Source organism: Methylobacterium sp. J-059, assembly GCF_022829485.1.
Taxonomy (GTDB): Bacteria; Pseudomonadota; Alphaproteobacteria; order Rhizobiales; family Beijerinckiaceae; genus Methylobacterium.
Window position 1 is genome coordinate 1 of the sequence record NZ_JAKSYA010000153.1, and the last position, 14,640, is coordinate 14,640.

Annotated in this window: 12 protein-coding genes and 1 pseudogene; 9 read left to right on the forward strand and 4 right to left on the reverse strand. The window is 72.1% G+C overall.

Annotated elements, in window-relative coordinates; genetic code table 11:
• The 7 genes and pseudogenes from gudD to MKK55_RS22975 form a co-directional block, all read left to right on the forward strand.
• Positions 1–157, forward strand: a pseudogene (gene gudD, locus MKK55_RS22945) (glucarate dehydratase); the annotation flags it as partial.
• Positions 158–206: 49 nt separating this feature from the next.
• On the forward strand, positions 207–350 hold the full coding sequence (locus tag MKK55_RS22950) for a hypothetical protein (protein WP_243937867.1): 144 nt from the start codon (positions 207–209) through the stop codon (positions 348–350).
• 212 nt (positions 351–562) lie between these two features.
• Entirely contained in the window at positions 563–1,327 is a 765-nt protein-coding gene (locus tag MKK55_RS22955; protein ID WP_147729409.1) for an HpcH/HpaI aldolase family protein, read from the forward strand.
• A gap of 62 nt (positions 1,328–1,389) precedes the next feature.
• A complete protein-coding gene (locus MKK55_RS22960; RefSeq protein ID WP_243935780.1) occupies positions 1,390–2,274 on the forward strand; it encodes a 2-hydroxy-3-oxopropionate reductase in 885 nt (294 codons plus the stop codon).
• A 147-nt stretch (positions 2,275–2,421) separates the two neighbouring features.
• The gene (locus MKK55_RS22965) at positions 2,422–3,801 is read left to right on the forward strand and encodes an MFS transporter (RefSeq protein ID WP_243937806.1); all 1,380 of its coding nucleotides are present in this window, start codon (positions 2,422–2,424) and stop codon (positions 3,799–3,801) included.
• Positions 3,802–3,829: 28 nt separating this feature from the next.
• Positions 3,830–5,413 (forward strand): galactarate dehydratase, encoded by a 1,584-nt coding sequence (garD, locus tag MKK55_RS22970; RefSeq protein ID WP_243937807.1) that lies wholly within the window; start codon positions 3,830–3,832, stop codon positions 5,411–5,413.
• A 105-nt stretch (positions 5,414–5,518) separates the two neighbouring features.
• Positions 5,519–6,529, forward strand: a complete 1,011-nt coding sequence (locus MKK55_RS22975) for an SMP-30/gluconolactonase/LRE family protein (RefSeq protein WP_243935774.1) — start codon at positions 5,519–5,521, stop codon at positions 6,527–6,529.
• 7 nt (positions 6,530–6,536) lie between these two features.
• Here the strand turns inward: MKK55_RS22975 and MKK55_RS22980 are convergent, their stop codons facing one another.
• Genes MKK55_RS22980 through MKK55_RS22995 form a run of 4 tightly spaced genes read right to left on the reverse strand, consistent with a single transcriptional unit; the run spans position 6,537 to position 11,958 of the window.
• A complete protein-coding gene (locus tag MKK55_RS22980; RefSeq protein WP_243937809.1) occupies positions 6,537–7,826 on the reverse strand; it encodes a hypothetical protein in 1,290 nt (429 codons plus the stop codon).
• Between the two features lie 14 nt (positions 7,827–7,840).
• The gene (locus MKK55_RS22985; protein ID WP_243937811.1) at positions 7,841–9,334 is read right to left on the reverse strand and encodes a lipopolysaccharide biosynthesis protein; all 1,494 of its coding nucleotides are present in this window, start codon (positions 9,332–9,334) and stop codon (positions 7,841–7,843) included.
• A 52-nt stretch (positions 9,335–9,386) separates the two neighbouring features.
• Positions 9,387–10,679, reverse strand: a complete 1,293-nt coding sequence (locus tag MKK55_RS22990; protein WP_243937812.1) for a glycosyltransferase family 4 protein — start codon at positions 10,677–10,679, stop codon at positions 9,387–9,389.
• Positions 10,660–11,958 carry a glycosyltransferase family 4 protein gene (locus MKK55_RS22995; RefSeq protein ID WP_243937813.1) on the reverse strand — a complete coding sequence of 433 codons (1,299 nt, stop codon included), beginning with the start codon at positions 11,956–11,958 and terminating at the stop codon, positions 10,660–10,662. The genes MKK55_RS22990 and MKK55_RS22995 overlap by 20 nt, the downstream gene beginning before the upstream one ends.
• A gap of 53 nt (positions 11,959–12,011) precedes the next feature.
• Here MKK55_RS22995 and MKK55_RS23000 point away from each other — a divergent pair, with 53 nt between their 5' ends.
• Positions 12,012–13,136, forward strand: a complete 1,125-nt coding sequence (locus tag MKK55_RS23000; RefSeq protein WP_243937814.1) for a glycosyltransferase family 4 protein — start codon at positions 12,012–12,014, stop codon at positions 13,134–13,136.
• A gap of 245 nt (positions 13,137–13,381) precedes the next feature.
• Positions 13,382–14,551, forward strand: a complete 1,170-nt coding sequence (locus tag MKK55_RS23005) for a glycosyltransferase (protein WP_243937815.1) — start codon at positions 13,382–13,384, stop codon at positions 14,549–14,551.
• Positions 14,552–14,640 lie beyond the last annotated feature (89 nt).

The window sequence follows — 14,640 nt, forward strand, 5'->3', positions numbered from 1 at the left end:
GGATCGTCCGGGGCTGGGCATCGAGATCGACATGGCCGAGGTCGAGGCGGCGCACGCGCTCTATCTGGACCACGGCCTCGGCGCCCGCGACGACGCGGCGGCGATGCAGTTCCTCGTCTCGAACTGGACCTTCGACAACAAGCGCCCGTGCCTCGTGCTCCGAGGGCGACGGACGCTTCAGATTCCTCCCCCTCGTCCGGGGAGTGTTGCTCCTGCGTCGTGAGGAGGTGGGGGCGGCGCACGCGCTCTATCTGGACCACGGCCTAGGCGCCCGCGACGAGGCGGAGGCGATGCAGTTCCTCGTCCCGAACTGGACCTTCGACAACAAGCGCCCGTGCCTCGTGCGCTGAGGGCGACGGACGCTTCAGATCCCTCCCCCGCTGCGGGGGAGGGTGGCCCCTGCGTCGGCAGGGGTCGGGAGAGGGGAGCGCCGTATCCGGCACCGGCGCTCCCCTCTCCCGACCCGCTTCGCGGGCCACCCTCTCCCGCAGAGGGGAGAGGGAGGCGCGTGATCCGGACGACGCTCGACCTCTCAGATCGATTCCACGAAGGAGCACATCCGATGGACATCCTCTCCAACCGCTTCAAGGCGGCGCTCGGCCAGGGCCGGCAGCAGATCGGCCTGTGGTGCAGCCTCGCCAGCCCGATCTCCACCGAGGTCGTGGCCGGCTCCGGCTTCGACTGGCTGCTCCTCGACATGGAGCATTCGGCCAACGACCTGCGGGACGTCTACAGTCAGGTCCAGGCGATGATGGAGAGCCCGGCCCACGCCATGGTGCGGGTGCCGAGCGACGAGGCGATCACCATCAAGCGCATCCTCGACACCGGGGTGCAGTCGCTGATGATCCCCAACATCGACGACGCCGACCAGGCCCGCCGCGCGGTGGCCGCGACCCGCTACGCCCCGCGCGGCGTGCGCGGCTTCTCGCAGGCGCCGCGCGCCGCCCGCTTCGGCCGCATCCCCGACTACCACGCCCGCTGCGAGGCCGAGATCTTCGTGGCCGTGCAGATCGAGTCGCGGCGGGCGCTCGACAACCTCGACGAGATCGCCGGCGTGGAGGGCGTCGACGGCGTCTTCGTCGGCCCCGGCGACCTCTCGACCAGCCTCGGCTACCTCGGGCAGCAGAACCATCCGGACGTGGTGGCGATCATCGAGGAGACCGTGGCCCGCATCGGGAAGGCCGGGAAGCACGCCGGCATCCTCACCGCCAACGAGGAACTGGCCCACCGCTACATCGCCGCCGGCACCCGCTTCACCGCGGTCGGCTCCGACATGGGCCTGCTCGCGCGGCAGTCCGAGGCGCTCGCCGCTCGCTTCAGGGGCTGAGCCAGGATCGACCCTCCCCCTCCGCGGGGGAGGGCGGATGCGCCATTCCGGGAGACACCACCATGAACATCGGATTCATCGGCCTCGGCATCATGGGCGCGCCCATGGCCGGGCACCTGATCGCCGCCGGGCACAGCCTGTTCCTGAAGAGCCGCCGGGCGGTGCCCGAGGCCCTGGTCGCCGCCGGCGGCACGCCCTGCGCCACCGCCGCCGAGGTCGCCGAGCGCGCCGACGTCGTCATCCTGATGCTGCCGGACACCCCCGACGTCGAGACGGTGCTGTTCGGCGCGGACGGCGTCGCGGCGGGCCTGAGGCCCGGCACGACCGTGATCGACATGAGCTCGATCTCGCCGATCGCGACGAAGGACTTCGCCGCCCGCATCAGGGAGCGCGGCGGCGCCTATCTCGACGCGCCGGTCTCCGGCGGCGAGGTCGGGGCGAAGAACGCCGCCCTCTCGATCATGGTCGGCGGCGACGAGGCCGATTTCGGGCGCGCACAACCGCTGTTCGCGGCCATGGGGAAGACCGTGACCCATGTCGGCCCGGTCGGATCGGGCCAGGTGGCGAAGGTCGCCAACCAGATCATCGTCGCGCTCACCATCGAGGCGGTGGCCGAGGGCCTGCTGTTCGCCTCGAAGGCCGGCGCCGACCCGGCCAAGGTCCGCGAGGCGATCACCGGTGGCCTGGCCACCTCGCGCATCCTCGAGCTGCACGGCAAGCGCATGATCGACCGCACCTTCGATCCGGGCTTCCGCATCGGGCTGCACCAGAAGGACCTGAACCTGGCGCTGGAGGGCGCCCGCGCGCTCGGGCTCAGCCTGCCGGCCACGGCGCTGGCGCAGCAGCTGTTCTCGGCCTGCGTCGCCAACGGCGGGGCGGCCTGGGACCATTCGGCGATGGTCCGCGCGCTGGAGATCATGGCGAACCACGAGGTCGGCGCCGCCTGATCAAGGTTCGATCGATCGATGCCGCGATGGCATCGATCGATCCATCGTTTGGATTGGAAGGTATCGACCGAGCGGACTAATCTGGAAACCTCAAGGAAACCGACCGCGACGGGCACGCATCCGTCGGGCGATCCCGAGGAGGAAACCATGTCGCTGGCGATTCCGGTGCAGAGCGCGACGCGCATGCGCGTGCGCTACCTGATCCTCCTCGTGCTGTTCGCGGTCACGGTGCTGAACTACGCCGACCGCGCGATCATCTCGATCGCGGGCGTGCCGATCGCGCAGGAATTCGGCATCACGCCCGTGCAGATGGGCTACATCCTCTCCGCCTTCAGCTGGTCCTACGTCGCGGCCCAGCTGCCCGGCGGCTGGCTGCTCGACCGCTACGGCACCAAGTGGATCTATGCCGGCGGCGTGTTCTTCTGGTCGTTCTTCACCTTCGTCCAGGGCTGGGCCGGCTTCCTCGGCGCGGGCTCCGCGGTGGCGGTATTCTTCCTGATGCGGATGCTGGTGGGCATCGCCGAGGCGCCGTCCTTCCCCGGCAACGCCCGCCTCGTCACCGCCTGGTTCCCGGCGGCCGAGCGCGGCAAGGCCTCGGCCGTGTTCAACGCGGCCCAATACTTCGCGCCGGTGCTGTTCGCGCCGCTCACCGCCTGGGTGACCCAGAGCTTCGGCTGGCGCTACGCGTTCTTCAGCATGGGCCTGATCGGCCTGGCGATGGTGCTGCTATGGGTCTGGCTGATCCACGACCCCAAGGACCATCCGAGCGTCACCTCGGGCGAGCTCGACGAGATCGCCCGGGGCGGCGCGCTGGTGCAGGTCGGCGCCGCGCCGTCGGGCGCGACCATGTCGACAGCGCGCGACGCGAAGCCGGTGCGGGCGGGCGCCGCCCCCGCCGCCGGCACCTGGGGAACGATCAAGCAGCTCCTCGGCAACCGGATGCTGCTCGGCATCTACGTGGCGCAGCACTGCATCAACGTGATGACCTACTTCTTCCTGACGTGGTTTCCGATCTACCTCGTCAAGCAGCGCGGCATGTCCGTGCTCCAGGCCGGCTTCACCGCCTCGCTCCCGGCCTTGTGCGGCTTCGTCGGCGGCATCCTCGGCGGCGTGATCTCCGACGCGCTCCTGCGCCGGACCGGCTCGCTCAACATCGCCCGCAAGCTGCCGATCATCGCCGGCATGCTGCTGTCGATGGTGATCATCGCCTGCAACTACGTCGACTCGCATGCCCTGGTGATCGGCCTGATGGCGGCGGCCTTCTTCGGCAAGGGCCTCGGGGCGCTCGGCTGGGCGGTGGTGTCCGACACCTCGCCCAAGGAGGCGGCGGGCCTGAGCGGCGCGCTGTTCAACATGTTCGGCAACACCGCCGGCATCACCACGCCGATCATCATCGGCTATCTCGTCCAGTCCTCGGGCTCGTTCGACACGGCGTTGGTCTTCGTCGGGATCAACGCGCTCGTGGCGATGAGCGCCTATCTCCTCCTCGTCGGCGACATCCGGCGGGTCGAGCTGCGCCGCGCCTGACCGACCGCCGACCGCCAGGGAGCATGCGATGCCAGACGCCGTGATAGAAGCCCCGCCGGTGCCGCCGGCCGGGCCCGCCCTGGGCGACGCCCCCCGCACCATCCGCCTGCACGCGAGCGACAACGTCGCCATCGTCGTCAACGCCTTCGGGCTGCCGGCCGGCACGGTGTTCCCGGACGGGCTGACCCTCGTCGAGTTCGTGCCGCAGGGCCACAAGGTGGCGCTCGCCGCGATCCCCGAGGGCGGCGAGGTCCGGCGCTACGGCGAGGTCGTCGGCATCGCGACGCAGGATATCCCGCGCGGCGCCTGGGTCGAGGAATCGCGCGTGGCCACCCCGACCGCCCCCGCCCTCGACGCGCTGGAGATGGCGACCCGCGTGCCGGCGCCCCTGCCGCCGCTGACCGGCTGCACCTTCGAGGGGTTCCGCAACCCGGACGGCTCGGTCGGCACCAAGAACATCCTCGCGATCTCGATCAGCGTGCAATGCGTCGCCGGCACCCTCGACGTGGCGATCCGGCGGATCAAGGCGGAGCTGCTGCCGCGCTTCCCCAACGTCGACGACGTGGTCGGGCTGACCCACGCCTACGGCTGCGGCGTCGCGATCAACGCGCCGCAGGCGGTGATCCCGATCCGCACCCTCCAGAGCCTCGCCCGCAACCCGAATTTCGGCGGCGAGGTGATGGTGGTGGGCCTCGGCTGCGAGAAGCTCGTCTCCGAGCGCCTGCTGCCGGACGGCGACGACGCGCAGGACGGCGGCGTCGTGCGGATGCAGGACGAGCGCCACCAGGGCTTTTCGATGATGCTCGACAGCATCATGGCGATGGCCGAGGCCCGGCTCGCGATCCTGAACCGGCGCCGGCGCGAGACCTGCCCGGCCTCCGACCTCGTGGTCGGCCTGCAATGCGGCGGCAGCGACGCGTTCTCCGGCGTCACTGCCAACCCGGCGCTCGGGTACTGCGCCGACCTGATCGTCGCCGCCGGCGGCACGGTCCTGTTCTCGGAGGTCACCGAGGTCCGCGACGCGATCCACCTGCTGACGCCGCGCGCCAAGACGCCGGCGGTGGCCGAGGCTTTGGTGCGCGAGATGGCGTGGTACGACGACTACCTCGCCAAGGGCGAGGCCGACCGGCGCGCCAACCCGTCCCCCGGCAACAAGAAGGGCGGGCTGAACAACATCGTCGAGAAGGCGCTCGGGTCGGTCGCCAAATCCGGCACCTCGGCGATCTCCGGCGTGCTCGCCCCGGGCGAGCGGGTCCGCGAGAAGGGCCTGATCTTCGCGGCGACGCCGGCGAGCGACTTCGTCTGCGGCACGCTGCAGCTCGCCTCCGGGATCACCCTCCAGGTGTTCTCGACCGGGCGCGGCACGCCCTACGGCCTCGCGCAATGCCCCGTGATCAAGGTCGCGACCCGCACCGAGCTCAGCCAGCGCTGGTCCGACTTGATCGACCTCGACGCCGGCCGCATCGCCACCGGCCACGCGACGATCGAGGAGGTCGGCCGCGAGCTGCTCCAGCTCATCCTCGACGTCGCGAGCGGGCGCAAGACGCCGTGGTCCGACCGCTGGGGCCTGTTCAACGACCTGACGCTGTTCAACCCGGCGCCGATCACCTGAGGGTTCCGACGCCACGGAAGGAGCGGACACGCCGCACGCCATGCGCCGTGCCCGCCGGGGACCGAGCGACGGACAGGCCGGGACGACACCGGCCGGGAGGACACGATGGGCGCACTCGATCGCCGGACCCTGCTGGCGCTGGCGGGCGCCGCCGCCACGACGGCGTGGGCCGGGCCTGCGCAGGCCGCCTTCGAGCCGTCCGAGCGCCTGCCCGACCCGGCGATCGAGATTCTCGACCCGTCGTTCGCCCGGTACCGGATCTTCTCGGCGACGGTGGAGCGGATCGCCACGGGCTTTCGTTGGGCGGAAGGGCCGGTCTGGCTCGGCGACATGCGCTGCCTGCTGTTCAGCGACGTGGTCAATGACGCGATCATGCGGTGGGACGAGGCGACGGGCACGACGAGCGTGTTCCGCAAGCCCTCGAACTACGCCAACGGCAACGCCCGCGACCGCCAGGGCCGCCTCGTCACCTGCGAGCACAAATCCCGCCGGGTGACCCGCACCGAGCACGACGGCACGATCACCACCCTGTTCAGCGGGTTCGACGGCAAGCCCGCCAACGCCCCGAACGACGTCGTCTGCCGCTCCGACGGCGCGATCTGGTTCACCGACCCGGCCTTCGGCCCCAACCCCTACGAGGCGATGGCCCAGCCGGAACGGCCGGGCCAGGTCTTCCGCCTCGATCCGCGGACCGGCGAGGCGAGGGTCGTCGTCGCCGACATCGCGGGCCCGAACGGGCTGTGCTTCTCGCCCGACGAGACCAAGCTCTACGTCATCGAATCCCGCGCCCAGCCGAACCGGGTGATCCGGGTCTACGACGTGGTCGGGGACGGCAGCGCGCTCGCCGACGGCCGGGTGCTGTTCGATTGCGGCAGGGGCACCGCGGACGGGTTCCGGGCGGATGCCGACGGCAACCTCTGGTGCGGCTGGGGCATGGGCGCCGATCTCGACGGCGTCCTGGTGATCTCGCCCGAGGGCAGGGCGATCGGCCGGATCCGCCTGCCGGAGCGCTGCGCCAACCTGTGCTTCGGCGGCGCCGACGGCAACCGCCTGTTCATGGCCTCGACCAAGTCGATCTACGCGCTCTCCGTCAACACCCGGGGTGCGGTGCGGTAGGGCCGCCCTACACCAGCTCGAGGATCGCGAGCCGGTCCGTCACGCCGAGGGTCAGCGTCCGGGCCGGGCCGAGCGTTTCCACGCCGACCGAGCCGTCGTCGGCGAAGCGGTGCAGCCGCGCCGCCTTCGGGACGCCCGAGAGGGTGAGGGTCACGCCCTGCGCCGGCGCGTCGGGCCGTGCCCGGCGTTGCACCCGGTCCCAGCCGTCGATCCCGAGCCAGAGCGGCACGAGGACGGCGCCGTCGCCGCGCAGGAAGCGGATCGCCTGGAGGTCGCGCGGGGCCGCGTCGAGGGCCACGTCGAGGGCGGGGCCGGCCACGGCCGGGCCGGCCCGGAACAGGCGCATCAGGTTGGCGACCGCGGAAAAGGTCGGCGTGGCTGAGCCGTCGAAGCGCAAGAGGCCGAACCGGCCTTCCGGGTCGCCCTCGCCCCGGTCGACCGAGGCGGCCAGCTCGTAGAGGTAGGTGCGGCGGATGCCCTGGAGGAAGCTCCACAGCAGCAGGCGGGGCGTGTAGCGCGCCCGCACGGCCTCCGAGACCGGGAAGTGGAAGCTCCGGGTGGCGAGCGCGGTGTGGTAGCCGTTCTCGGTGGCGAGCAGCGGCGCGCGGCCGAAGATGGGCTGAGCGGCGGCGACGAAGCGGCGCAGGTCGCCGTTACCGGCGTTCTCCGGGTGCTCCATGCCGGGGTAGGGGTGGATGTTGCCGTAGTCGACGGCGTTGGCCAGGGACTCCGCCGCCGCGACGTTGGCCTGGACGTAGCTCGGCCCGGCGACCTTCACCGCGCCGCCGGCGTTGCGTGCCGCCCGGTAGAGCGCGCGCTGGTGCTCGGCCGAGGCCTGCGGGCGGCCGGCGCCGGCGGCGATGTTGGGCTCGTTGCTGCCCTCGGCGATCGCGAGCCCGCCCGCGCTCCAGGCGGCGATGTCGGGCAGGCGCCGGGGCGGCACCAGCGGCCCGACGTCGAGCCCGTCGTAGAAGACGAGGCTGAACCGGTAGCCGGCCCGCGCCAGCTCGGCGATCCGCCGGAACTGCGGCGGCGGCCCCGATGGCGGCCCGCCCGCCGGCAGGACGATGTCGTCGCGCAGGTGCCGGATCCCGAGGGCGTCGAGCGCCGCCGCGCAGCGCGCGAACCGGTCGACGTACGGGGTCCCGTCGTGCCCGAAATGGGTGTTGATGCCGACGGACTGCGCGAAGTCCTCGCTGGGATACGACGGCAGCGGGCCGGCCAGGGCCGGGCGTGCCGCCAGCGCCGACGCGCCCGCCGCCAGCACGAGGCGGCGGGTCGGTCCATGGGGCCTCATCGATCGCACCTCCTCTAAGGCGTCGCGGCCGCGGGCACCGCCTCGGCGCGCGGCGCGGCGGCGGCGACCAGGGCGGCCTTGCGGTTCAGGATCAGCGCGACGCTCCGGCGCAGCGGCGCGCGCAGGAACAGCAGCGCCAGGATCCCGTAGATCAGGATGCCGAGGCCGATCGCCGCCGCGAGTCCGGCGTGGTCGCCGAGCCGCGCGTAGAGGCGATCCTGCGCCAGGAACACGGTGGCGCCCATCGCGAGCGAGCAGGTGAGGATCGGCGCCAGCGACGCGGCGACCGCCAAGGTGCCGACCGGCACGAACCGGCCGGCGGCCCGCACCACCACGGGCGAGAACAGGTAGGCGCGCAGCACGTGCCCGACGACGAGGGCCGACAGGCCGAACGGCGCCGTCACCAACGAGGCCAGGATCGTGATCGTGAACTGCGCGGCCGACAGGACCAGCGCGGTGCCGGTCCGGTCGGAGGCGGTGAAGATCATCCACAGCATCGAGGTCGCGACGAATTCTGGGCCGAGCAGCGCCAGGATGCGCAGCACCGGCACCGCGTCGCGCCACTGCTCGCCGAAGAGCAGCGGCACGAGGTGCGGCGCCACCACGGCCATGCCGACGAAGGCCGGCAGCGCCAGCACCGCCGACATCGCGACGAAGCCGTCGAAGGCCGCGGCCAGGTCGCGCGGCCGGTCCTGCAGCCGGGCGTAGGTCGGCAGCGCGACCGCCGCGAGCGGGATCACCGCGACCTGGCTGATCAGGTCGATGCAGCGCCAGGCCATGCGCAGCAGGCCGATATCGGCGGTGGAGAGGAAGTAGGCGGCGACCACCTCCTGGCTGCGGATGCTGAGCGTCAGGAGGAGCTGGGTCGAGAACACCCGGGAGCCGAAGGCGAGCTGGCGGCGGGCATGGGCGCGCACGAAGCGCCATCCGGGAAGCCACGGAAACGCCGCCCAGGTCAGCAGCGTCGTCATGCCGGTGGCGAGCAGCCGCTGGATCACCAGGCTCCAGACCCCGAACCCGTTCAGCGCGAGCGCGATCGCCACCGACCCGCCGATCAGGTTGGCGACGAGGGCCCGGATCGCGAGGCTGCGGAAGCCGAAGAGGCGCTGCAGCCGCGCCTCGTGGATCACGCCCGCGGCCGCGATCACGAAGGTGGCGGCGAGCGCCGCCAGCACCGGCTGCAGCTCGGGGATCCGCAGCATCCACGCGATCGGCCACGACAGCGCGACCAGCGCCAGCCCGTAGAGGCAGCCGGAGGCCAAAGCCACCCAGAAGGCGGTGTCGACGAAGCCGTCGTCGAGCCGGTCGGTCTGCACGACGAGGTCGGGCAGGCCGCCCCGCGTGACGATGAGCAGGATGTCGATGAACACGACCGCCACGGCGACGAGGCCGAACTCGCTCGGGTCGAGCAGGCGCGCCAGCACCAGGAACACCACGAAGCTCAGGACGACGTTGCCGATTGCGCTGACGGCGACCCACCCGGCCGCCCGGACGGAGCGGCCGGCCATATCGTCCCGGGTCGCAGCCGCGTCCGGCGCCGCGGCGGACGGGCCGGGCGGGCTAGGCGCCATGATGGATGCCGTGCGCTGGCGACGGTTCCGGCGCGATGCCGCGGCGCTCGGCGAGAAGCTCGGCGTAGAGGTCGAGATACTTCTCGGCGACGCGCTCGGAGGTTGATTCGCGCAGGACGTGCTGGAACGCGCGCTCGTCCGGCAGGCTGGCGCGGTCGCGGGCCAGCACCGTGCGGATGCGGTCCGCGAGGTCGGGCGCGTCGCCGGCGCGAAACAGCCAGTCGGCGTTGTCCTCGCCGATCAGCTCGGGGATGCCGCCGGAATCGGCGCCGATCACCGGCACGCCCATGGCGTAGGCCTCGTAGACCGTGCGCGGCGAGGGCTCGGCCCAGAACGAGGGGACGACGAGGACGTCGACCTCAGTGAGGAAGTCCTTCGGGTCGACCCAGCCGACGAACTCGATCGGCAGCCCTTCGGCCTTCGCCTTGAACCGCTCGATCGAGTCGTCCATCGCCTGGCCCGCGATCAGGCAGCGCCAGCCGCCGGAGGCGGAATTCCCTTCGGTGGCGTGCGCGCGTGAGCCGATCTCGGCCAGCGCGTCGATCAGCGTGCCGACGCCCTTCTCGACGTTGATCCGCCCGAGATAGCCGAAGGTCATCGGCTTGGCGCTCCGGTCGACCCGGCGGCGCGCCTCGGGATCGCCGTCCGGCACCGTGCAGGAATAGTAGATCACCCGTCGCCGCTCGGGAGCGAGGTGGCGGAACAGGCCATGGTCGACATGGGTCTGCAGGATCCGGGTGCCGACGCTCGCCACCGCGTCGACCCAGCGGTTGGTCAGCTGCTTGGAGGCGTTCACGACCTTGCAGCCGAGGTGCCAGTGCGTGCACGGCGCGCCGTGCTTGAACATCGCCGCGTTGCCGCAGATCAGGTCGTACTCGCAGACCGTGTGCACGATCGGGATGTCGCGCCGGGCCGCCTCGCGCCAGACCAGCGTCGAGATGTCGAGCAGCGAGTGGGTGTTGACGACGTCCGGCCGGAAGTCGTCGAGCACCCGGCCGAAATCGGCGGCGATCGCGAAGTTCCACTGCTGCTTGAGCTTGGCGGCGTTGCGCGCGAAGCGGCCGTGCTGCGCCCAGTCCTCGAGCCAGAAGTCGTTGTGATGCGCCATGCGGTAGACCGTGACGCCGTTGCGCACGGTCTTGGGCTCGGCCTGCCGCTCGATGCAGGCGGCGGCGACCGTGTGCCCGAGGCCGGCGAGCTCCTCGGCCAGATGCTCGACGGACCGCTCGGCGCCGCCGACGATATGGGGCGGATAGAGCGAGCTAAGGTGCAGGATGCGCATGGCGCCTTGATCCTTGAGGCGTTGATTCTCGAGGCGTTGACCGCTGGGACGTCGATCCTTGGGACGCCGATCCGTGGGCGACGGCGGGCTCACGGGCGCGGAGGCTGCGGTAGAGGTCGAGGTAGCGGGTGGCGACCGCCTGCGGCCGGGTTCCTTCGGCGACCGCGGCGGCGTTGCCGAGGCCGGTCGCGAGGCGGGCGGGGTCGGCGACGATCCGCGCCATCGCGGCGGCCAGCGCCGCCGCGTCGCCGGGCGGCACGAGCCAGGCGGGATCGTCGGTGCCGACCTGCTCGGCGATGCCGCCGACGGCGGTGCCGATCACCGGCACGCCGCGGGCGTAGGCCTCGGCCACCGTGCGCCCGAAGGCCTCGGGCCAGACCGGCGGGACGACGAGGCAGTCGATGCCGTCGAGGAAGGCGTCGGCCGCGACGAACCCGTCAAAGGCGACGGGCAGCCCGGCGGCGAGGCCTTCGTAGCGGTCGAGCCCGTCGACGGCGCGCCCGGCGACGCGCAGCCGCCAGCCGGTGCCGGGCAGGCGGCGGCAGGCCTCGATCAGGGTGTCGACGCCCTTCGACGGCTCGATCCGGCCGATGTAGCCGAACGTGACCCCGCCCGAGGGGAGGGCGCGCGGCGCCGGCGGCGGCCCCGCCTCGATCGGGTTCCAGATCACCTGCCGCAACGCGGCCGGCACGTCGCGGAAGAACCCGGCCGCGAGGTGGCGGGCGAGGATGTCGCTGCCGACGCCGACCACGGCGTCGACCGGCCGCTGGCAGAGCCGGTGCAGGAGCGCGTAGGCGCGGCACTTGGCGTGCTGCCGCTCGCAGGCGCGGCCGTGCCGCACCATCGCGCCGTTGCTGCACAGGCTCGTGAAGTCGTGCAGCGTGTGGACGACCGGCACCCCGAGCCGGCGCAGCATCGGCCAGATCCGCGGCGTCAGCTCCGACATCGAGTGCGTGTTCACCACGTCGGGCGAAAAATCCCGCACCGCGGCCTCCATCGCGGCGAGCGTGCGCCCGTCCCACTGCGCGGCGAGCTTGTAGCGCAGGCGGTCGAGCCGCCCGTGCTCGGCCCAGTCGAGGACGTGGAACGGCGTGCCGTGGCCGAGGCGGTAGATCGTCGCCGCGCCCGACCGGTCGGGCGGCTCCGCCCGGCGCGACAGGCAGGCGACGCCGACCTGCGCCCCGAGACCCGCCTGCATCCGCACGAGGGTCTCCACCATCAGCTCCGCCCCCCCGACCTGTTCGGGCTGATACAGCGATGAGAGGTGGAGAATACGCATCTGATCAATCTGACGGTGCTAGATCGACCCTAGTCCGGGGTTATTGCCAGTCGATGAAGCGCATCCTGCTCAACATGCCGAGCCAGTTCGGCGGCAAGCCGTCCGGCGTCGCCCGCGTCGCCTTCGCGCTGATCGGCGAGCTCGTCCGGCGGCCCGACGTCGCCGTGGTCCTGCGCTCGCCCTGGACCCGGGCCGAGCTTCCCGCGGCGTGGCGCGACGCCGTCGCGGTCGTGACGGTGCGCCGCCCGCGCATCGTGGTCCTCGACGTGCTGGCCCAGCTCGTCACCGTTCCGGCCTGCTGCCGGCGGCACGCCATCGACGTGGTGCTGAACATCGACCCCTACGGCGCGGGCGCCGGCGGACGGGCGCGCATCGTCGTCGTCCACGACCTGTACTTCCGCACGATCCCTCAGAGCACCGGCCCGCGCGAGGCGCTCACCACCGACTGGATCTTCCGGCTGATGCTGGCGCGCAACCACGCCGTCGTCGCCGTCTCGGACGCGACGCGGCGCGACCTGGAGCAGCATTACCCTGCCGTCCGCGGGCGCGTCCGCGTGATCCCCTCGGCTTCCGTGCTCGACCCTGCGGCCCTCGCCGTCGGGGCGCCCGCGGAGGTCGCCGGCCCCTACGTGCTCGCCGTCGGGAACGCCACGCACAACAAGAACTTCGGCCTGCTCGCCGAAGCGGTGGCCTCGATCGCGCACGCCCATCCCGATCTCGCCGTCGTCCATGTCGGCGAGGACCCCGCCGACGCCGTCGCCGGGACGCTCCGGCGGCTCGGGGCGGCTTCCCGCGTGGTCCGCCTGTCGCGCATCGACGACCAGAGGCTCGCCGCGCTCTACCGCGGCGCGCTGTGCCTCTGCGTCCCGTCCTTCGCGGAAGGCTTCTGCCTGCCGGTACTGGAGGCGCAGGCGCTCGGCTGCCCGGTGGTGTGCTCGGACCGCTCCGCGACGCCGGAGGTCGCAGGGGAGGGCGCCCTGACCTTCGATCCCACCGATGCCGGCGCCCTGGCCGCCTGCCTGCGCCGGCTGATCGAAGAGCCGGCCCTGCGCGAGAGCCTGGTCGCGAAGGGCCGGAGCAACCAGGCCCGCTACACCTGGGACGCCACCGCCCGCGGCTACGCCGACCTCCTCGACGCCGTGCTCGCAGGCGGCGACCCGGCGCCGCGCCCGCTCTGAGGCCGGCGCGGCCGGCGGCGGGCCGGAACCGCGCGCCGAGCCGCTTCAGCATAGTTAAGATTTACCAAGCGGGCGAATTCAGCAGTCTTTGCGCTGTCGGCAGGCCTTTGAGCCGTCGATATTTCTAAAAGTGCAAGCATCTCCGCCTATCACCAGCATTGGCCGCGACCATTCAGGTGATTACACCTGTAAGTTGCATCCACACCGGGCTTCGCCTCGGTGCCCCTTCCTTCGAGGTCTCGAAGATGCGCGTCGCGATCGTCCATGATTGGCTCTACGTCGTCGGCGGTGCCGAGCGCGTCCTGCACGAGATCCTGGCGATCTATCCCGAGGCGGACGTCTTCACGCTGTTCGACTTCCTGAGCCCGGCCGACCGCGCCAAGATCGGCGTCGGCGCCACGCGGACGAGCTTCCTGCAGCGGATGCCGCTGGTGCGCACCCGGCACCGCGCCTACCTGCCGCTGATGCCGATCGCCGTCGAGCAGTTCGACCTCTCGGCCTACGACCTCGTGATCTCGAGCAGCTACGCCGTCGCCAAGGGCATCCTGACCGGGCCGAGCCAGGTCCACGTGTCCTACATCCATTCGCCGATGCGCTACGCCTGGGACATGCAGCACAGCTACCTGCGCGAGAGCGGGTACGAGCACGGCGTCAAGAGCATGGTCGCCCGCATGATCCTGCACCGGATGCGCCTGTGGGACACCCGCACCGCCAGCGGGCCGGACGCGGTGGTCGCCAACTCCGCCTTCGTCGCCCGGCGCATCCGCAAGGTCTACGGCCGCGCCGCCGAGGTGATCCATCCGCCGGTCACGCAATCGGCGATCCGGGTGGACCTGCCGCGCGGCGACCACTTCCTCGTGGCGAGCCGCCTCGTGCCGTACAAGAACGTGCGCGCGGTGATCGAGGCCTTCGCCCTGATGCCGGACCTCCGGCTCGTCGTCGCCGGGACCGGCTCCGAGGAGGCGCGCCTGCGCGAGGCGGCCGGGCCGAACGTGACGTTCGCCGGCTTCGTCGGGGATTCCGAGCTCCGCCGGCTGATGGGGACGGCGCGCGCCTTCGTGTTCGCGGCGGAGGAGGATTTCGGGATCATCCCGGTGGAGGCGCAGGCCGAGGGCACCCCCGTGCTGGCGCTCGGCCGCGGCGGCGCGCGCGAGACCGTGGCGACGCTCCCGCCCAACCGCTCGGGCATGTTCTTCGCCGAGCCGGACCCCGCCGCGATCGCGGCCTGCGTCCGCGACTTCACGGAGCAGGAGGGCATGTTCTCGCGCGCCGCCTGCCGCGCCCAGGCGGCGCTGTTCGCCCCGGAGGTGTTCCGCACTCGGTTCGCCGGCTTCGTCGACGAACAGATGGCCCTCCACCGCGACCTCGGCGCCGGCCAGGAGCGCTCGGGCCACCGCCTCAAGGCCCTGGCCTGACCGAATCCGCCACGCTCGGCCCGCGCGCGGCGGCCCGAACCTCACAATCCCTTCCGCACGGTCGCGCGACCCCGTTCGCGAACCGGCGC